Below are 19,545 nucleotides of genomic sequence, written 5' to 3' on the forward strand. Positions count from 1 at the left end.
AGCAGCCTGCGTTAGGTGCGTAATCGGATTACGCTTCTTGCTTCTCGGCAACAGCTTTAACCGCAAGGGCAAAGTTGCGCACAGGAGCTTGCAGTACGGACAGCAACATGGACAGAAGGCCTTCGCGGGACGGAAGATCCGCCAGAGCTTTGATTTGATCATAGCCGACTACTTTACCTTCTACAACGCCGCCTTTAACATTCAGCTTGTCGTTTTTCTTGGCGAATTCGGACAAGATTTTTGCAGGAGCTACAGCGTCTTCCTTACTGAAAGCGATAGCCGTCGGTCCGGTCAGGTATTGGTCCAGGTCGGACAATTCCACTTCTGCCGTCGCGCGGCGTACCACGGTGTTTTTCAACACTTGGAATTCAACGCCTGCTTCACGCAGTTGCTTCCGCAACGTCGTTACTTGGGATACGTTCAGACCGCGGTAGTCAACCACTACGGTGCTGGAGCTATCTTTCAACTTGCTGGAAATTTCCGAGACCAGCTGTTGTTTTTCTTCCAAAACTTTTGCGTTTGGCATCATTACACCTCCTATAGCTTATTGCATACCGAGATGAGCATCCGGCCATATGCCCGCTTCATCCCGCGTTTGAAATAGAAAAGCCTTCGCGAGACATCACGAAGGCTTGAGATTGACGTATTTCCACAAGGGAAAGCACGAACATTTATCAAACGCCTCGGAAGGATATTAAGCCCAGGTTGTGGGCACCTGCTGTCTGCGGCAGCTTTATTCAATTTCAGAAAAACCTACATCAGATTATCAGATTCGGTTTCCCGAGTCAAGCATTATCTGAAGGATTGCAGGCTTAGTTTTACGCTCGGTCCCATGGTGGACGAAACAGCGGCGCTCTTCAGGTATACCCCTTTAGCTGCAGCCGGTTTGGAACGAACCAGGGCGTTGACGAGCTCGCGGAGATTGTCAGCCAATTGTTGTTCCCCGAAGGAAACTTTACCGATAGGAGCGTGGATTTGACCCGCTTTATCCAAACGGTATTCAATTTTACCGGCTTTGATCTCTTGAACGGCTTTGGTCACGTCGAACGTAACGGTGCCGGCTTTCGGGTTAGGCATGAGACCTTTACCACCAAGCAGACGACCCAGTTTACCGACTTCGCTCATCATGTCAGGCGTAGCCACGCAGACGTCGAAATCGAACCAGCCTTGCTGAATTTTGTTGATCATATCTTGATCTCCGACAAAGTCGGCGCCAGCGGCTTCGGCTTCCTTAGCCTTATCCCCTTTGGCAAATACCAGTACGCGCTTCGTTTTACCTGTCCCGTGGGGCAGTACAACGACGCCGCGAACGGCTTGATCTTGTTTTCTCGGGTCAACGCCGAGACGGACAGCCACTTCGACGGTTTCGTCGAATTTGGCGCTAGCTGCTTTCTTAACCGCGGTTACGGCTTCAAGCGGCTCGTATTGAGCTTCTTGATCAACCAGCTTGACCGCTTCTGCATATTTCTTACCATGCTTTGGCATGTCTTGTTCCTCCTTCGTGGTATTAGCGGAATATCCTCCCACTTATTTTGCGCAGATTAGTCGACGATGCTAACGCCCATGCTGCGAGCGGTGCCTTCAACCATGCGCATTGCAGCTTCAACTGAAGCGGCATTCAAGTCTTCCATTTTTTGCTCGGCGATTTCGCGCACTTTGGAGCGTTTTACCGTAGCGACTTTCTTCTTGTTCGGTTCGCCTGAACCCTTTTCGATGCCAGCGGCAACGCGAAGCAGAACAGCGGCAGGCGGAGTCTTGGTGATGAACGTAAAGGAACGGTCTTCGAATACAGTGATTTCAACCGGGATGATAAGACCGGCTTGATCAGCGGTACGCGCATTGAATTCCTTACAGAACGCCATGATGTTAACGCCAGCTTGACCGAGTGCAGGACCGATAGGCGGAGCAGGATTTGCTTTACCTGCAGGAACCTGCAATTTTACCATTTTGATTACTTTTTTAGCCATGCAGAATACCTCCTTGCTAGAATGTGGTAATCGGGAACTTACCCTCCCACTTGAACCCCAAATTCACGAGGGTGAACTCGGGACTTACATAAAAACGCGATCCGCCCGTTCAGCAGACCGTCGGAAACCAGGTGCTTAAAACGCTTAAAGCTCCACCGCGTACGAGAGGGCCTTCCCCTAAGGGAGCGTTCTATACTTTCTCCACTTGAGTAAAATCAAGCTCAAGCGGGGTTTCCCTGCCAAACATGTTAACGTGCACCCGCAGTTTGCTCTTATCGGGGAGAATCTCCTCGATGGAGCCTACGAAGTCGGCGAAAGGACCGGCTTTTACGCGAACGTTTTCCTTCAGCTCAAAGTCAATTTTCGGCTTCGGCTCTTCCATGCCCATGTGTTTGAGAATGGCTTCGACCTCTTCTGGCAATAGCGCAGTCGGCTTCGAGCCAGATCCAGTGGATCCAACGAAACCGGTCACGCCCGGCGTATTGCGGACGACGTACCACGAATCGTCGGTCTGGATCATCTCCACGAGGACGTATCCGGGGTAAACTTTACGCATGACGGTTTTCTTCTTCCCGTCTTTGTTTACCAATTCCTCTTCCATCGGGACGAGGACGCGGAAAATTTTATCCTGCATGTTCATAGATTCGACGCGCTTCTCCAAATTGGCCTTGACTTTGTTCTCATACCCGGAGTAGGTATGGACGACGTACCATCTCTTCTCCATGTTCGTCTCCTCGGTTCCCTTAGCGAATGACAAGTTCTACTAAATGGGAAATGATGACGTCAAGAACGGTAAAGTAGAGACCGACACCGATCACCGTACCCATGACGACGATGGTGTAGCTCGTCAACTCTTTCCGTCCCGGCCATTTGACCTTACGCAATTCCGACCAGCTTTCGGAAAAGAAAGACATTGCGGACTTGAAGCTCTTTTTCACGCTTGCGAAAAATCTTCCCACAACTACACCTCCGATTTACCTTAACGGGTCTCGCGATGAAGCTGATGAGAATTGCAGAATTTGCAATATTTCTTCTTCTCCAAGCGGTCCGGATTATTGCGCTTGTTTTTGTTAGACGTATAGTTTCTTTGCTTGCAGCTTGTACAAGCCAACGTAATGATAACCCGCATGGAACCCACCTCCCGAGACAACCTGAATTAAAGAACCCCGATTGTCCTGAGACGGCCTCCGACAAATAGGGTTACCCAAAACACTTTATCACACCGCATATACCGTGTCAAGAATTAATGGCTTACGTCACCATAGATAGACGCATGGTAGTTCACGCTGTGAAATAAGGCTACGAAAGGAGTTTCTATCTTCCTTCTTGCTGAGAGTATCGTTCTCAGTATAGACTCCTTTTCTTTCCTGCATACTCTTTTTAGTGGAAAAAAAGAGCGGCCTCGCAGTCATCTATGATGACTTGAGAAACCGCTCCTACTTTCCTAGTTATGTTCAATCCCGAACTTCGAGATAGCGTTCCAGCTTGCGTTTGACCCGCTGCAGCGCGTTGTCAATGGATTTGACGTGCCGATCCAAATCGACGGCGATCTCTTGATAGGAACGTCCATCCAAGTAGAGCATCAGCACCCGCCGTTCCAAATCGCTGAGGATCTCGGACATCTTGTCCTCCAGGCCGCTGAACTCCTCCTGGTTGATGATGAGTTCCTCCGGGTCCGTCACTTTCGGCCCGCAAATAATATCCATCAGGGTACGGTCCGAATCTTCGTCGTAAATCGGCTTATCGAGAGAAACATAGGAATTAAGTGGAATATGCTTCTGCCGGGTGGCCGTTTTGATGGCCGTTATGATCTGCCGGGTAATGCACAGTTCAGCAAAGGCCTTAAAGGAAGAAAGCTTGTCTCCACGAAAATCGCGAATAGACTTGTAAAGGCCGATCATGCCTTCTTGTACGATATCCTCCCGGTCGGCGCCGATAAGGAAATAAGACCGAGCCTTAGCCCGAACAAAATTCTTGTATTTCCCGATCAAGTGCTCCAGTGCTTCACTGTTGCCTTCGCGCACCGCTTCGACGTTGTCCTCATCGGTCATCTGGGCGATATCCCGCTTTCTTGATTCATTGAGGTCAACACCCACCAAAATCCCTCCGGCTTAAGCCTGTAAGGCAACGATTGCTGAAAATATGTGTTAAGTATACATGAACGGTCGGATTATCGTCAACATGCTGGAAACGGATATAGCCAAAATATTCAAGACTTATCGCTCTTCCCTCTGCGCCAGTCCTCGAAGAGGTTTCTCATCTCCGGGCTGAGCCTGCTGTCAAAGGTGTTGCGCGCCGGTTTTCGGTCGTCCGCGATCTGCTTGCGCACTTCTTTACGGCTTTCCTTCACCTTGACCAATAGCTCCCGGGCTGGTAAACGCAGAGCGCCTTTTCCGAAGGTGACATGCTGTTCCGCCATATCCGAAGTGGCGACATAAATCAGCTTGCGGCGCCCAACCAAATCCGTCACTAGCCGTTCGATGAGCTCGTCAGCGGTTTCCTTCTCCCGGGTATAAAGGATTCGCAGCTTGCTCTGCTCGTACTTGCCGCCAAGTCCTGGCACCTGATGGGCGTCAAATACCAGGTAGACGGTCATGCCGGAGAACCCTTGGTAATCTGACAAAATATCGATGAGCCGGTCGCGGGCATCCTCCAACCGGATATCCCGCAGTTTTGCCAGCTCCGGCCAGGCGCCGATTATGTTGTAGCCATCGACTATCAAAAAATCCTTCATGGCCGGCCTTCTCCCGAATTATTGCGGAATCCGGCGTTGACGGACCACTTCATACATGAAGACGGACGCGGCGACGGATGCGTTAAGGGAATTGATGCTGCCAAACATGGGGAGCTTCACGAGAAAATCGCATTTTTCCCGGATCAGCCGACCGATGCCTTTGCCTTCATTTCCAATGACCAATGCGAGAGGGATACGCAGATCGGTGGTATAGACTTCCTGCTGCGCCTCGCCAGCTGCGCCTGCTACCCAAATGCCTCGCTCCTTCAAATCATCGATAGTTTGCGCCAGGTTGGTCACTTTGGCAACCGGTACATACTCGATGGCTCCTGCGGAGGTTTTGGACACGGTGGCGGTGAGCCCCGCCGAACGGCGCTTCGGGATGACGACGCCATGTACGCCAGTGCACTCCGCCGTTCTTAGGATGGACCCCAGGTTGTGGGGGTCCTCGATCTCGTCGAGCAGTAGTAGAAACGGCGGCTCTCCGCTTGCGGCAGCGCTATCGAGGATTTCGTCGAGATCGGCGTATTCATAAGCAGCTGCCTGGGCGACGATGCCTTGATGCTGCACGCCACCTGCCATTTGATCCAGCTTCCGCTTGTCTGCTGTTTGGACGACGACGCCAAGCCTTTTCGCTTCTGCCAAGATGGGCTGGGTCATATGCTTCTGAGCGCCTTCGGCAATCCACACCTTGTGGATGGCACGACCGGAACGGAACGCCTCCAACACTGAATGCTTGCCAGCAATATATTCTTCCATAATGTAACCTCCAGATCGGGATGAAGCTTTCGACTGTTATACCATTTGTTGTTCAACTTGTATAGTAGCCTATCCCGTTACTCGTTCTCTCCGGTTTCCTCCGGAACTTTCTGACCGCTTTGTTCGCTTGAAATGCTTACCGGGTCGAGACTGGCCATCATAATTTCCTGCAAACGGGCAAATTCCTTGCGGTAATACAGGAACCCAATAAGACATTCGAAGGCGGTGCCGTGACGGTAAACTTGCACATCGGTATTTTTCGGAACCGTACCCGATTTGGCGTTGCGGCCGCGGCGTACGATATCGAGTTCTTCCTCATTTAAAAGCGGCATTATAGAAGCAAGGGCCTTGGCCTGAGCTTTAGCCGACACAAAGCGCGTCGCTTCCCGGTGCAGATGGTTCGGCCGATGGTTCGGCTGCGAGGTCACGTACTGGCGGATAAACAGATCGTAGACCGCATCCCCGATGTACGCAAGAGCGAGCGGATTCATCAGCTTCGGTTCCTTGGCGGGAGCGAAGAAAAACAGAGAAAGGTTGTCTGAGTCCGTCATCGCTCTCACTTCCTCCGCCACCGCAAGCCTTGAGGCGTATCCTCCAGAATAATCCCCTTCTCCGTCAAAATATCCCGAATTTCATCGGCTCGGGCCCACTCCTTCGCTTTGCGGGCAGCAGTACGCTCTTCGATGAGCTTATCGATTTCCGCATCTCCAAGCTCCTCTTCTGCTGCTGGCAATATTCCGAGTACGCCGTCCATTTGCTCAAAAGCATCGAGAATCAGCTCCAGCATACCTTTGGATGTGCGCTCTTCCTGCAGGTAACGGTTGGCAGCAGCAGCCAGTTCAAACATGGCAGTGATCGCATCGGCAGTGTTGAAGTCGTCATTCATCCGCTCGCTAAAAAGGGCAAGAGCGGCTTCGACGGCCGTCGCCAAATCTTCGTTCTTTTCTCCCGGAATTGCAGCGGACAATCGGTGCCGTACGTTGGCGACGCTGTTTCCCAGCCGTTCGACTCCCGCCTCCGCCTGATGCAATACCTCATCGCTATAATTGAGCGGATTGCGGTAGTGGGCGGACAAGATGGCGAAACGGACGGCTGCTCCCGAGGTGCGAGTCAAAATATCCTTCACACGCAGACCGTTGCCCAAGGATTTGGACATCTTTTCATTATTGATATTGAGATAGCCGTTGTGCATCCAATAGTTGGCCAGCGGATGACCGTGCAGGGCTTCCGACTGTGCCGCCTCGCACTCGTGATGGGGAAACTCCAAATCCTGTCCGCCGCCGTGAATGTCGATGGTAATGCCCAAATACTTTTCCGCCATGGCAGAGCATTCGATATGCCAGCCGGGGCGCCCTTCGCCCCAAGGGCTGGACCACTTGATTTCTCCGGGCTTAGCCGCCTTCCACAAGACGAAATCCTGCGGACTTTCTTTCCGCTCGTCCACCTCAATGCGGATACCGTACTGCAATTCATCGAAGTTTTTGTGGGAGATTTGCCCGTATTTCGGGAACTGCCGGGTACGGAAAAAGACGTCCCCTCCCTTCTCATAAGCGATGCCCTTCTCAACAAGTCCGGCGATGAAAGCGATGATCTCATCCATGTTTTCCGTCACCCGGGGATGGATCGTATCTTTCACCCCAAGCCCTGCCGAATCCTCCAAAAAGGCGGCAACGTATTTGTCCGCGATCACGGGGACAGGTTCGCCGGTATTCTCGGATTTGCGGATCAGCTTGTCGTCCACGTCGGTTAAGTTGGTGACGTACCGTACCTCGTAGCCGATTGTTTGCAAGTATCTCCGGACCGTATCGAATACGATCACCGGCCGGGCGTTCCCGATATGGATGTAATCGTAAACGGTCGGACCGCATACGTACATGGTCACTTTTCCCGGTTCGATGGATTTAAACTCCTCTTTGGACCGGCTTAGACTATTAAATATTTTTAACGTCATCGTACTGACTCCCTCTGCTGGCTCGTTCCCGCTCCAGCTCTTTCTTTAACTCATCTATTTGCTGCTGCAGGCTCCGGCAAACATCCGTGACCGGGTCCGGCATATCCGTATGGTTCAACCGCTCGACGCGGACGCCGTCCCGCTTGACCACCCGCCCCGGGTTTCCGACTACCGTGCTGTTGGATGGAACCTCGCTCAACACCACCGCGTTGGCGCCGATACGCGCTCCATCGCCGACCCGGAAGGACCCGAGCACCTTCGCTCCGGAGCCGACCACCACATTATTCCCTACAGTAGGATGCCGCTTTCCTTTCTCTTTTCCTGTACCGCCAAGGGTAACTCCTTGAAACAGTACTACGTCGTTGCCGATTTCGCAGGTTTCCCCGATGACGATGCCCATGCCGTGGTCGATGAACAGCCGCTCTCCGATTCTCGCTCCGGGGTGTATCTCGATTCCCGTCATGAAGCGGCTAAACTGGGAGATACTACGGGCAATAGAATAGCGATGATGGCGGTAAAACCAATGGGCAATCCGATACATCCAGATGGCATGGATCCCCGAGTAGGTGAAGATGACTTCAAAAACGCTGCGAGCCGCCGGATCGTTGTCAAAAACGGCACGGACATCGGAGCGGATACGTGCAAACATGCTATTCACCAACCTATTCATAGGATCACAAGGATTAGCGGCTAATGCCGACACCGAACCCCAAAAAGTGAAGCCAGTCCTGATGAAGCTTATTCAGGTACTTTTCGGGAACCCAATGCCAGGAAGAGCAGCGTTTACCATAGCGGACGTACTATAAATGCCATTAATAAATTCTTATGAAGTGAAAAAACGAAAAAAAGCGCCTCAACAGCCCATCAGGCTGCAGAGGCGCTGATCCATTTCGCGCGGTTCCACTCTGCTTGGAAGCCCTTTTCCCGCTAAAAAGCCCGGATGCCAACGTTTGAACGTTAGTCATACCAAGCGACGGGATAGCAGACCGGACGATTCGTCCCCCTGTCTGCGACTCAGGTCTTCCCTCATCGGCTTTTATCGGAGCAACCCGGCAAAGTCTACGGTGGTCCTTTCGACTCTGCTGCTCGCGGGTGCATTTCCATCCAGCGGAAGCGGGATATTTCACAGCCAACGGGACTTTGCAGCCTCGAAGAATATCCTCTCTGTGCGCTTCCGTCCGGAGTACTTTCCCGGTCAACGCATTCATTCTTATTCCACATATGCCCGAATCGATTCCGCACCCGGGCAGGTACTATTGCGCTAAGTATAGCCAATTCTCGCTCTTATGACAACAGGCTGGAGAGCCGGTTTGTCACTTTTTCCCGACCGAGCAATGCAACGGTTTCGTTAAGATCCGGTCCGTGCATTTGGCCGGTAAGAGCAACCCGTGTTGCCATGAACAAAGGCTTGCCTTTGTAGCCCGTTTCCTTCTGCACGTTTTTCAACAGCGCCTTAACGGTTTCCGCCGTCAACTCTTCTGCTTGCTCGATCTGGGCCAGAAAGCTGCGCAGAACGACAGGTGCGGATTCCTCGGTGAGGATCGCCTTCGCTTCTTCGTCCTCAATCTCCACATGATCCCGGAAAAAGAGCTCAGACAGCTCGACGATTTGCTCCCCGAATTGCATTTTCTCTTGGTTCAGCTTGATCAGGGAAGTTGCCCATGCCCGCTGTTCGTCTGTCAGAATCTCCGGCAGATAGCCTGCTTTTTGCAGATGGGGCAGACAGATCGCCACGATCCGCTCCGGATCGGCCGATTTCATATAATGACCGTTCATCCAGTTGAGCTTTTCCATATCGAAGACCGCCGGACTCTTGGACACCCGATCCAGATCGAACTGAGCAATCAACTCTTCCTTACTGAAGATTTCCTGTTCACCAACAGGGGACCAGCCCAACAGAACGATGAAGTTCAATACAGCCTCAGGCAGATAGCCCTTTTCGTTGTACTGGTTCATGAACTGCAGAGTCGTCTCGTCCCGTTTGCTCATTTTCTTCCGGTCCTGGTTCAGGATAAGGGAAACGTGGGCAAATTCCGGAACAGGCATACCCAAAGCTTCATACAGCAAAATTTGCCGGGGGGTATTGGTCAGATGCTCTTCCCCGCGAATGACCAGATTGATCTTCATCAAGTAGTCATCGAGAATAACGGCGAAGTTGTACATGGGAATGCCGTCTGGCCGGGCGATGATGAAATCTTGAATGTCATCGGTGCCGAATTCCACATGGCCGCGGATTTTATCCTCAAAAGCGATAGTCCGGCCGGCGGGAACCTTAAAGCGCACCGTCGGTTTACGGCCTTCCGCCTTAAAAGCAGCGATTTGCTCCGCCGTCAAATGACGGCAACGCCCCGAATACCCCAAGGTAGCGCCGCTTGCTTCCTGCTCGGCCCGTTCCTGCTCCAGTTCTTCCTCCGAACAGTAACAATGATAAGCCGTGCCTTCGGCCAGCATTTTTTCGGTGAAGGGACGATACAAATCCAAACGTTCCGTTTGCCGATAAGGACCGTAAGGACCGCCGATATCGACGCTTTCATCCCAATCGAGGCCGAGCCATTTCAGACCGTCCAGCTGATCTTGAATGCCGGATTCTTTATGCCGCGTTTGATCCGTATCCTCAAAGCGGACGACAAATTGGCCGCCGAAGCGGCGTGCCAGCAAATAATCGAATAAGGCCGTGCGGGCGCCGCCAATATGCAGATGTCCGGTGGGACTCGGCGCGTAGCGTACGCGTAAATTTTCACTCATAAGTGATACCCCTTTCTCTATAAGAAAAACATCTATCGATGTATATTCAAAGAAGCCAGACCGCGTATAAAGGTTATTTTTCTTGTGATACAGATTTACACGCTATCCCGAAAAAACCATCGATAAACGACGGTTGATTTCGGACGGCTATGCCTATTTTTCACACATTCGCTATTGCCGCGCAAGCGGCATGTGTGGCTATAATAGCACAGTTTTCACATTTTCAAAAGACAGACCACCGCTTGGGCGGCGATTCCTTCTTCTCTGCCGGTAAAGCCCAGCCTCTCCGTCGTCGTCGCCTTGACGTTGACAGCATCCGCATCGGCTTCCAGCGCCTTCGCGATAATCTCCGCCATAGCCGGAATATGCGGCGCCATTTTCGGCCGCTGGGCGATGATGGTGCAGTCCAGGTTGCCCAGCTTGTAGCCTTTTTCTTTCGCCAATCCCCACACATGCTCAAGCAGCTTCAAGCTGTCCGCATCCTTGAATTCCACAGCCGTATCGGGAAAATGCTTGCCGATATCCCCGAGAGCCAGCGCTCCCAAAACAGCGTCGGTGACGGCGTGCAGCAGCACGTCCGCATCGGAGTGGCCCAAAAGTCCCTTTTCAAAAGGAATCTCCACTCCGCCGATGATGCATTTGCGTCCTTCCACCAACTGGTGAACGTCATAGCCTTGACCGATCCGAATCATGATTCTCCCGTCCCCTCTCCCTCTTGGCTGTCTGCCAAAAAAGCTTCCGCCCACTTCAAATCCTCAGGCGTCGTAATTTTAATATTATCGTAACGTCCTTCCACCACGCGAACCGGTGCTCCGATCCGCTCTAACAAGCTCACGTCATCGGTGCCGAGAAAGCCATCCCGCAAAGCCCGCTCATGGGCTTCCCGGAGCAGGGAAAAGCGAAAAGCCTGCGGGGTTTGCATCGCCCACAAGCTTCGCCGCTCCGGTGAGTGTTGGATCATGCCGGACGAATCTACCACTTTGATCGTATCCTTGACCGGAACGGCAAGAACCGCGCCGCCGGTTAACTGAGCTTCCCGCCAACAGGCAAGGATTTCGGGAGCCTGAACAAATGGACGAACCCCATCGTGAACCAGCACCCAATCCGTTTCTTCAGGTAAAGCAGCAAGTCCAAGCCGGACGGAAATCTGACGCTCGGCGCCGCCAGCCAGAACCGCTTTCACTTTCGTAAGGCTGTACTCCCTGACGTAATCGCGGCAGCGGTCGACATCTGCAGCACCCGTGACCAGCACGATATCCGCAGCTTCCGGAATGGATTCGAAGACTTTCAGTGTATGTACAAGAATCGGCAGGCCGCCTACCGTCAGAAACTGCTTGCTCTCCGGAGTCCCCATCCGCGAACCACGTCCCGCCGCTACGACAACCACACCGAACGAATCATTCATGATGATTTCAATCCCCCGCCCAAAGCAATTTCGGTTATAACGTAAAGAACGGCTCCGCAAGGCGGAGGCTCGTCTCTATGATAATCGTTTTATTGGGCTTTTTCCAACAATTTCGGCTTGGCGAAGATCATCCGCCCCGCAGAGGTTTGCAGCACGCTGGTGACCATGACCTCCATCGTCGTTCCGATGAAATCACGGCCTCCCTCGACGACTATCATGGTGCCGTCGTCCAGATAGGCGACCCCCTGGCCATGTTCCTTGCCGTCTTTGATGACCTGCACGACGATTTCTTCCCCCGGCAGCACCACCGGCTTCACCGCATTGGCCAAGTCATTGATATTCAAGACCGAGACGCCCTGCAGCTCGCATACTTTATTAAGATTGAAGTCGTTGGTGATCACTTTGCCGTGAAGCACCTTGGCGAGACGCACCAGTTTGCTGTCCACTTCGGAAATTTCCTCGAAATCCCCTTCATAGATCAGAACCTTTACGTCCAGCTCCTTCTGGATTTTATTCAGAATGTCGAGCCCCCGGCGTCCCCGATTGCGCTTCAAAAGGTCGGAGGAATCAGCGATATGCTGCAATTCTTCCAGCACAAAACCCGGAATAACGAGCGTGCCTTCAATAAAGCCGGTTTTGCAAATATCGGCGATTCGGCCGTCTATGATAACGCTGGTATCCAGAATCTTATGTTCTTCCGGAGATTTCCGTTCCTTTTCCTGGTTCTTCAAAAATCCGCCCTTTGCCGCAATCGCAATAAAACCCGCCATTTCCTCCCGTTTTGCATATCCGATCCGATAGCCCAATACACCGAGAAGGGCAGTCACCAAACCTGGTACAAATACCCCGCCTCCTGCCGTATGCAGCACCGGATATAATAGCGCCGCCATAGTCAGCCCCAGAAGCAGCCCGGATAGACCTGCAGCAAAATCCGACGATGGAATGCTGAGCAGCTTGTTTTCGCTTTGTCTGATGAACCGGATGACCGTTTCCGCCATAAGCGACGCCGTTGCTAAAAATAACAGGGCCATAAGCCCCGCCATTAACAGGCTCTGTATCCCGAAAGTTCCACCAAGGCGAATGCCGAGAGAATCCTTCAGCAGATCACATAATGGCTTACTCCATCCATAGCCAAGAACCGCTCCCAAAAGTGTTACCGTCATAATGATCCATTTTTTCATCTTCATCACCTCCGAAAATTAACGCCATAAAGCAAACGAACCATGCGGACCTGTCCCAAGCTGATCTCGTTCCGATCGCTCTCGTGGCAGAGGCGGGCATAAACCCAGCCCTTCGGCCATTTGCTTTTTACCAGTATGGTCCATGAACGTGGGCGTTAAACCTGCGGGGCGGCAAAGATGGAAATTGAATTCGTCATACCGTTCCGATATAATAAGCTTAACTGTAAATCCTTTCGTTGGGGTGAAGGAAATGAACTCGCTTAGCTTGAAGCAATTTCAGGATCAGGTATCCGAACTGCTATTGCGGCATCGCAGCCTGCTTGACGTTTTGTCAAAATATACCCAATCCGGAGCGGCTGTTCAGCGCTCTGTAGCCAAAGGCATAACCGAATGCGGGTGCATTCAGGTTCATGCTGGCAAACAGCACTATTCCACGGAAATGACCATCGAAGACGCCAAAAAGCTGCTGGATACCCATATGGCTGGCGAGCTCTGCGAAAACTGTACGGAGATTATTTCGGCGGAAATCGGCCGCAACCTTTTCTATACCGCTTCCCTTTGCAACCTGCTGGGCATCAATTTGGAAACCGTATTGGAACAAGAATCGAAGCGCTGCTCGACCCTCGGCTTTTTCAATATGTCTTGAGCGCCTTCCTTTATGACGCATAACCAAAGAAATGGCTGCCCGATCGTCCATGAGACGAAAAGGCAGCCTTTTTCATTTTTTTCGGTATTCGTTTGGCGCCACATGATAAACTCGCTTGAACATGCGTGCGAAGTGGGAAAAGTTCCCGTAGCCTAGTTGGACGGCAATCTGGCTCACGGTCTGATCGGTGTTCTGCAGCAGATCAGCCGCCGTATCCATTCTCTCCTGGAGAATGTAATCCGAAAGGGAAACCCCTGTTTCTTTGCGGAACAAACGGGAGACATAGGCTGGGTTCAGGAAAACGTACTCCGCCAAATCCTCCCTGGAGAAATCGACATGGAGATTCTCCTTGATATACGACTGGAGCTTCAGCACGATGGAGCTGGTGGTGCGTTTGGCCGACAGAATGTTTATCACCGTCACGTTCATCATCTTCATCCAGTTTTTCAAATCATCGATGGAATTCGTGACGTCCTCTATGCCGGAAAACGCCGGGTCTTTATAAATTTGCTGAGCGTCGATGCCTTTGCGATGAAGGACGTAATAGACCACTTGCAGAAAGCTGTGATAAACCGCCAAAAGCATGTCATGGGTTCCTTGCTGCTCCGCGATATGATCCAAAGTTTCATCTGTCAGCCGGTGCAGAACCTCAACCTCACCATTCTCAAACCAATCCGTCCAATCCATCAAGGAGAGTACAGTCTCATCCCGCCGGTCATGATCCCTTAGCTGGCTAAGCAGCAGCACGCTATTCCTCTGCACCACATTGCGCTGCTCCCACGCCAGCAAGCCGTGATAGCCCTTCATGATCTGCCCCATCTGTCCGGACAACCCGATATAACAGGAAAGCTGGCAGTAAAAATGACGGTTACACGCTTCCATGTACGTCGCGCATCTGGTCTGCATTACGCTTTCTGCCTCGGGCTGGCCGTTAACGCCGTCTCCGTAGAGCAAAATCACGATATTGCCTCTGCTGTCCTCCACCACATGGCCGCACTGGCTGCCGACGATGATCTCCTCCGCAGCGTTGCGCAGGGCAAAGAGCATAATCTCCTCATCCCGGGCGTTAAATGGCCGCATCCATTTCTCTACGCTGATCAGAATCATCTGCAGCGGATACTCGGCTCCAAGGGGAAGCTGATAATCCACAGATGCCGCTTGGAAGGTGGCGGAGTTGGGCAATAAGCGCTGGCTCAAAATATCCTGCCAAAAGCGTTCGATCAGCGCCGGCTTTTTCTGCTCAAGGAATTTCTGCAGTTGATCCGAGTTGCGCTTCGTTTCCTGACGCTCCTCTAAAGCATTCAGCGCCCTACCTACAACCTCTGCCAATTCCTTGTAGATAACCGGCTTGAGCAAATAGTCGAAGCTGCCCAACTGTATAGCTTTCTGGGCAAAAGCAAAATCCGCGTGGCAGGTGAGGAAAATCGTCATCGTATCCGGAAATTGAGATTTGATCCACGATGCTAGCTCCAAACCGTTTTCCTCCGGCATTTCGATATCACAGATGACAAGGTCGATAGGAGCTTGCTCCAGCTTCTCCCGGGCGTCTTGAGCATGGAAGGCTTCATATACCTCGCAGATGCCCAGTCCCGCCCAATTCACCCCCGACACCATAGCTTTTACGGCAAAGATCTCATCGTCAACCAACAGCGCTCTGTACAACCCCATCCCTCTCTTCGTTTCGTGTTTGTCTAGGCACCCGGAGAACCACGACGCCTCCCTGTTCCTTGTCGTTAATAAAATCGATTTCAACTTGCTCTTTATAAAACAACCTACAGCGGCGCAGAACATTCCACAGGCCGATATGATTTCCAATGGGTTCTTCCTCGGTTATGATCGACTCCATCAGCGCAAGCTTCTCCGGAGAAAAGCCTTTACCGTTATCCCTCACCTCGAGGAACAATTTGTCCGGCACGCTTTCCTCCACCGCGGCTCGAATGCAGATGTGGAAGGGCGCATTCGGGCGGATGCTGAATCCGTGAATAATTGCGTTTTCCACCAAAGGTTGAATGGTGGATGGTGGAATCTGGCAGTCCCCCGCCTCCTGGTCCATCTCGATGGAAAACGTGAGGGCTTCGGGAAAACGCATCTTTTGGATAGATAGATAACTGTACACATGCTCCAATTCCTCCGTCAGCGTCACCGAAGACAAGTGAGTGCGGATAGATGAGCGGAAGTATTTGACCAGATGCACTGATAGCTGTTGGATCAGTTCATAATTGCGGGTTTCCGCAAGACTATAGACGATATTCAAGGAGTTCATAAAAAAGTGCGGATGTATCTGCGCCTGCAAATGCTTCAATTCCGCGCGCTGAGTGCGGATTTGCTCTTCGTAGATATCGATCTTGAGCACTTCGATCTGTCGGGCCATCTTGTTGAAGGTTTCACCGATGACCATGAATTCCTGCAGCCCGTCGTCTTTAAAGCGGGCGGATAAGTCGCCGGAATAAATGCGCCGCATCCCATTGACCAGTTGGGTAAGCGGTTTATGGATATAGCGCTGCAGAAACAAAAGATAAGCTACTAAAATGAGGGCTACTAGGATGGGCAAATACAAATTGACGCGCTGGAAGAGGGTTAAGCCTTCCATCAGATTTTTCTCCGGGATGATGACCGCGAGCCGCAGATCGGTTACGCCGGAAGGTTGAATGACCAGGAGGAGCTTTTGCTTCCGGTTAAGAATCCGGTAGGGCTTGTCGGTTTGATTTGCCATCGCCCTATCCCAATCGATGGTTTTGAGATCGGCAGTCAAGTTCGAATCGGAGGGGGGCGTTAATGGAGTCCCGTTTTTGGACAAAAATAACGCCTCACCGTCATTGCCCAAATGCAGCAGGTTGAGGGGGACCATGAGCTTGTTAATGTCCACCCATGCCCCCATGTAGGATAAATAACCCGTATCGATGATGCGGACAAGGGCATATTGATCGTCTAAATGGATCAATTTCCATGTTTTAAACAGATCCGGCTCGGTCTTGTCGTGGAGAAGGAGCGCCAATTTGTTGCGGATGGAATCCCGCCGCTCGAAACTCAAACTTTGCTGGGGGGTAAAGAGTAATTCGTTGTTTTTGCCGTTGTACGCAAAGAGCGCATCGACGGTTTTGTAATAGTTCAGGTTAAAATACAAGTTGTTCATCGTACGGATTTTTGCAATGTAGGCGTCTGGGTCTTCATTGCTGAGTGCATTGAGGGGAATCAGGTCGTCATCCTGGCTGACGGACTTCAACAGATAGAGGTTCAAATCATTCAAGGTTTGATCGATTTGGTTCATGTACATCAAGAGCAGGTTTTTATTCGAAGTGACCGCCTGGGTATGAACCACTTCCTTGGCGTACAGGTTATTCCAGGTTAGCAATCCTAGAAGCGGCAGGGTGATGATCGCGAAGCCGATAATCGTTCTGGAGCGAAGGGTACCTTTTCCTTTTCCCACGGCGTTCTCCCGCTTTCCACTTGTTTCCATAATCAGCACCTTCACTCCATATTCGGCAATTGCCGCATTATTCCTTTTCGCCTGCCGGACGCAGCGGAAAATCGCCCTGCATTACCTCCGTTGGCAGGAGACAAATGCATGACGATTTCCATCTTCTCAATAGACGGATCTTGGGAGGTCCGTAGGTGATTATTTCTTTTGCGTCTTCGCCCATTCATCAAGCTGGCGCTGCTTTTCCTTCATGACATCACCCATACCGGCGGCTTTCATGCGTTCCACCATCTTGGGGATGTACACTTCGGGATCGACGGTGCCGCTGTAGATTCCGGGAGTGAATTCATCGGTAATGTTTTTCAATGCGGCAATTTGGTTTTTCACCTTTTCCGTATCGAATACGAAACCCAAAGCAATAGATTTCTGTGCGCCTTCGTTAAAGGCTTTGTATTGATCCCAAATCGTCGGATCTTCCGTCGTCCAGATATAGGAGTTGAGCTGGTTGCCGAACATCCACGGCAGGTTGAGGTTATAGCCGACGTTAGCGGCATCTACCCCTTGCGGATAGTCGATGACATTATCGCTCTTCTTCACATAATGCTTGCCTTCGATGCCCCAATCCAGCAGGTTCAGCAAATATTTATCCGTATAGAGCAGATTCAAGAACATCATGGCTCTTGCCGGATCCTTGGAGGTGCTGGGAATCGCGAACATAGCGCTGGTGGTATCTCCGGTGGTGGTATAAGGCTGGGTCAGTTCGACGACGTCCATCGGCATGCCGGTGTTGCGGGATTCTTGGTTGGCGAAGCCAGGCTTCATCGATTCGGCATAGGCAAAGGCTTTGCCGGCTTTCACAGCCAGGAACTCGCTATCCTTGACGGTAGCGCCGTCCAGATTGACATATCCGGCCTTGAACCATTTGTGCATCGTTTTCGCCAGGTCCATGAATTGCGGCGTTTCGAACATGTCGATGACTTTCAATTCGTTGCTGGTGCGGTCCAGTACACCTGGTCCGTCACCCAGCATATCGAACATTCCGTAACCAGTGATGGCGCTGAGCGGGGAACGGTCATTTTTCACTTGCAGCGGAACGATGCCCGGCTCGTTTTCCTTAATGGTCTTAAGGAGCGGCTCTATGTCCTCCAGCTTCTTCACATTGGAAAGATCAAACTTGTATTTGTCTACCAGATCTTTGCGCATGACGAGGCCTTTGGTTGCGGCAAATTCCTTGTTGGCGACGACGCCGTAGATTTTCCCGTTCAGCTTTCCGCCTTCTACGTAAGCCGGGTCGAGGACCTTTTTGATATCCGGGCCGTACTGGTTGATCAGATCGTCCAACGGAACGATTTGTCCCTTGGATACTTCCTGCCCGAGGTAGTACCAGGAAGCGGTGAACATTAGGTCGCATTGGTCGCCGGATGCGAACAGTAGGTTGGTTTTATCCGTCCATGCGCCCCAGTCCGTCGGCCGAATTTCGATGGTAGCATTGATTTTTTCAGTCAAATATTTGTTCATTTCGTCTTGAACCGCTTGCAAATCTTTGGGGACGACGCCGGATGGGAACATCATAATCAGCTTATAGGGCTTCAGATCGGAAGCCTTCGGACCGGTGGGTGTGGATGACGTCTCTCCATTCGTTGTGGCCGCTTGAGCCGCTTTGGTTGCTGAAGGCTTTGACGAACTTGCTTCGTCATTGCTCTTCCCACAGCCGTATAGGGCCGTGGAAGTTAGAACAAGCATGGACATAAGAGCTAACAAACTTTTTCTCCGTAATGCCATTGATACCCCTCCATACTATAAAGATTATAAAAGGAATCTATGATAGAACCGGCGTACGTCCGGCTTTATCCTTTCACAGCGCCTACCGTCAAGCCTTTCACGAAGTAATTCTGGAAGAACGGGTAAGCGAGAATGATCGGTCCCACACCTACGACAGCCATGGCCATCCGCACCGTTTCCGTAGGCATGGCCGACATTTGTTCCGCGGCGTGGTTATTTCGCGTATTTTGCACGAGGAACTGGATGTTGAGCAGGATCCGGTTGAGCATATACTGCAGGCTATAGAGCTTCGGGTTCGACAAGTACACAAGACTGTTGAACCAGTCGTTCCAATACCCAATGGTGTAAAACAACCCGATGGTCGCCAAAACCGGCGAAGAGAGCCGTAGCACGATCTGGAAAAAGATACGGAATTCCCCGGCGCCATCCATATAGGCTGACTCGATAATCGGCGTCGGAATCGATGTACTGAAAAAGGTGCGCATGATGAGGACATAGAAGCCATTCAAGAGCAGCCCCGGGATAATTAACCCCCATAAGGAATCCTTCATATGCAAGATTTTCGTGAAGACGAGATACCAAGGAACCAACCCACCGTTGAACAGCATCGTGAAAAACACGTAAAACGCCAGCTTGTTATGGGCCGGAAAATCTCGGCGGGATATAGGATACGCCAGCAAGGCGCACATCAAGAGCCCTACCACGGTGCCGACAATCGTGACGTAGATGGATACACCGTAAGCCCGCAGGACAGTGCCAGAATCCAGAAACAGATAGCGGTAGGCTTCAAAACTGATCTTTTCCGGAAAAAAGGAATACCCGTTGACTTGGATGGTGTGCTCATCTGTAATCGATACAATGATAACGAGCAAGAGCGGCAGGATCGTCGAGAGGGCGATCAGTATGAACAAAATATGCAGGAATATAGGCGTTTTCTTTTTGCTCTCCATTTTGATC

The 19,545-nt window shown here is 51.5% G+C and carries 21 protein-coding genes and 1 other annotated feature; of the genes, 1 reads left to right on the plus strand and 20 read right to left on the minus strand.

The annotated features are described in order from the left end of the window. Positions 1-28 precede the first annotated feature (28 nt). The 16 genes from rplJ to TJ79_RS25435 form a co-directional block, all read right to left on the minus strand. On the minus strand, positions 29-526 hold the full coding sequence (gene rplJ, locus TJ79_RS25355) for a 50S ribosomal protein L10 (RefSeq protein WP_040953136.1): 498 nt from the start codon (positions 524-526) through the stop codon (positions 29-31). Positions 527-593: 67 nt separating this feature from the next. Further along, positions 594-746, minus strand: a sequence feature (ribosomal protein L10 leader region). Positions 747-792: 46 nt separating this feature from the next. Then, positions 793-1,485: a 50S ribosomal protein L1 gene (gene rplA, locus TJ79_RS25360; RefSeq protein WP_040953137.1), complete on the minus strand. Its 693-nt coding sequence runs from the start codon at positions 1,483-1,485 to the stop codon at positions 793-795. A 56-nt stretch (positions 1,486-1,541) separates the two neighbouring features. Beyond that, a complete protein-coding gene (gene rplK / locus TJ79_RS25365; protein ID WP_040953138.1) occupies positions 1,542-1,967 on the minus strand; it encodes a 50S ribosomal protein L11 in 426 nt (141 codons plus the stop codon). A gap of 190 nt (positions 1,968-2,157) precedes the next feature. Next, positions 2,158-2,691 (minus strand): transcription termination/antitermination protein NusG, encoded by a 534-nt coding sequence (gene nusG / locus TJ79_RS25370; protein WP_040953139.1) that lies wholly within the window; start codon positions 2,689-2,691, stop codon positions 2,158-2,160. A gap of 19 nt (positions 2,692-2,710) precedes the next feature. After that, positions 2,711-2,905 (minus strand): preprotein translocase subunit SecE, encoded by a 195-nt coding sequence (secE, locus tag TJ79_RS25375; RefSeq protein ID WP_040953170.1) that lies wholly within the window; start codon positions 2,903-2,905, stop codon positions 2,711-2,713. A 41-nt stretch (positions 2,906-2,946) separates the two neighbouring features. Next, entirely contained in the window at positions 2,947-3,096 is a 150-nt protein-coding gene (rpmG, locus tag TJ79_RS25380; RefSeq protein ID WP_040953140.1) for a 50S ribosomal protein L33, read from the minus strand. A 325-nt stretch (positions 3,097-3,421) separates the two neighbouring features. Next, positions 3,422-4,063 carry an RNA polymerase sporulation sigma factor SigH gene (gene sigH, locus TJ79_RS25385; protein ID WP_040953141.1) on the minus strand — a complete coding sequence of 214 codons (642 nt, stop codon included), beginning with the start codon at positions 4,061-4,063 and terminating at the stop codon, positions 3,422-3,424. A gap of 113 nt (positions 4,064-4,176) precedes the next feature. Further along, a complete protein-coding gene (locus tag TJ79_RS25390) occupies positions 4,177-4,701 on the minus strand; it encodes an NYN domain-containing protein (protein ID WP_040953142.1) in 525 nt (174 codons plus the stop codon). A gap of 18 nt (positions 4,702-4,719) precedes the next feature. After that, positions 4,720-5,460 (minus strand): 23S rRNA (guanosine(2251)-2'-O)-methyltransferase RlmB, encoded by a 741-nt coding sequence (rlmB, locus tag TJ79_RS25395; protein ID WP_040953143.1) that lies wholly within the window; start codon positions 5,458-5,460, stop codon positions 4,720-4,722. Between the two features lie 77 nt (positions 5,461-5,537). After that, positions 5,538-6,011: a Mini-ribonuclease 3 gene (locus tag TJ79_RS25400; RefSeq protein WP_040953144.1), complete on the minus strand. Its 474-nt coding sequence runs from the start codon at positions 6,009-6,011 to the stop codon at positions 5,538-5,540. Between the two features lie 5 nt (positions 6,012-6,016). Then, a complete protein-coding gene (gene cysS, locus TJ79_RS25405) occupies positions 6,017-7,411 on the minus strand; it encodes a cysteine--tRNA ligase (protein ID WP_040953145.1) in 1,395 nt (464 codons plus the stop codon). Further along, positions 7,392-8,060, minus strand: coding sequence for a serine O-acetyltransferase (gene cysE, locus TJ79_RS25410; protein WP_040953146.1), 669 nt, complete (start codon positions 8,058-8,060; stop codon positions 7,392-7,394). The genes cysS and cysE overlap by 20 nt, the downstream gene beginning before the upstream one ends. A 635-nt stretch (positions 8,061-8,695) precedes the next feature. Continuing rightward, complete coding sequence (gltX, locus tag TJ79_RS25420; protein WP_040953148.1) at positions 8,696-10,156, minus strand: glutamate--tRNA ligase; 1,461 nt, start codon at positions 10,154-10,156, stop codon at positions 8,696-8,698. A 215-nt stretch (positions 10,157-10,371) separates the two neighbouring features. Then, the gene (ispF, locus tag TJ79_RS25425) at positions 10,372-10,848 is read right to left on the minus strand and encodes a 2-C-methyl-D-erythritol 2,4-cyclodiphosphate synthase (RefSeq protein ID WP_040953149.1); all 477 of its coding nucleotides are present in this window, start codon (positions 10,846-10,848) and stop codon (positions 10,372-10,374) included. Next, positions 10,845-11,561, minus strand: a complete 717-nt coding sequence (gene ispD, locus TJ79_RS25430) for a 2-C-methyl-D-erythritol 4-phosphate cytidylyltransferase (protein ID WP_040953150.1) — start codon at positions 11,559-11,561, stop codon at positions 10,845-10,847. Before ispD ends, ispF begins: the two co-directional genes overlap by 4 nt. Before the next feature lie 89 nt (positions 11,562-11,650). Then, positions 11,651-12,742: a PIN/TRAM domain-containing protein gene (locus tag TJ79_RS25435; protein ID WP_040953151.1), complete on the minus strand. Its 1,092-nt coding sequence runs from the start codon at positions 12,740-12,742 to the stop codon at positions 11,651-11,653. A gap of 250 nt (positions 12,743-12,992) precedes the next feature. Here TJ79_RS25435 and TJ79_RS25440 point away from each other — a divergent pair, with 250 nt between their 5' ends. Continuing rightward, complete coding sequence (locus tag TJ79_RS25440) at positions 12,993-13,388, plus strand: nucleoside triphosphate pyrophosphohydrolase family protein (protein WP_040953152.1); 396 nt, start codon at positions 12,993-12,995, stop codon at positions 13,386-13,388. A 72-nt stretch (positions 13,389-13,460) separates the two neighbouring features. Here the strand turns inward: TJ79_RS25440 and TJ79_RS25445 are convergent, their stop codons facing one another. The 4 genes from TJ79_RS25445 to TJ79_RS25460 all read right to left on the minus strand — a co-directional run bounded on the left by TJ79_RS25445 (position 13,461) and on the right by TJ79_RS25460 (position 19,538). Continuing rightward, positions 13,461-15,050: a helix-turn-helix domain-containing protein gene (locus TJ79_RS25445; RefSeq protein ID WP_040953153.1), complete on the minus strand. Its 1,590-nt coding sequence runs from the start codon at positions 15,048-15,050 to the stop codon at positions 13,461-13,463. Further along, positions 15,028-16,845 carry a sensor histidine kinase gene (locus TJ79_RS25450; RefSeq protein WP_040953154.1) on the minus strand — a complete coding sequence of 606 codons (1,818 nt, stop codon included), beginning with the start codon at positions 16,843-16,845 and terminating at the stop codon, positions 15,028-15,030. The genes TJ79_RS25445 and TJ79_RS25450 overlap by 23 nt, the downstream gene beginning before the upstream one ends. A 159-nt stretch (positions 16,846-17,004) precedes the next feature. Beyond that, positions 17,005-18,588 carry an ABC transporter substrate-binding protein gene (locus TJ79_RS25455; RefSeq protein WP_040953155.1) on the minus strand — a complete coding sequence of 528 codons (1,584 nt, stop codon included), beginning with the start codon at positions 18,586-18,588 and terminating at the stop codon, positions 17,005-17,007. Positions 18,589-18,653: 65 nt separating this feature from the next. Continuing rightward, positions 18,654-19,538 (minus strand): carbohydrate ABC transporter permease, encoded by an 885-nt coding sequence (locus TJ79_RS25460; protein WP_040953156.1) that lies wholly within the window; start codon positions 19,536-19,538, stop codon positions 18,654-18,656. Positions 19,539-19,545 lie beyond the last annotated feature (7 nt).

This window comes from Gorillibacterium massiliense, from assembly GCF_000455485.1.
Classification (GTDB): Bacteria; Bacillota; Bacilli; order Paenibacillales; family NBRC-103111; genus Gorillibacterium; species Gorillibacterium massiliense.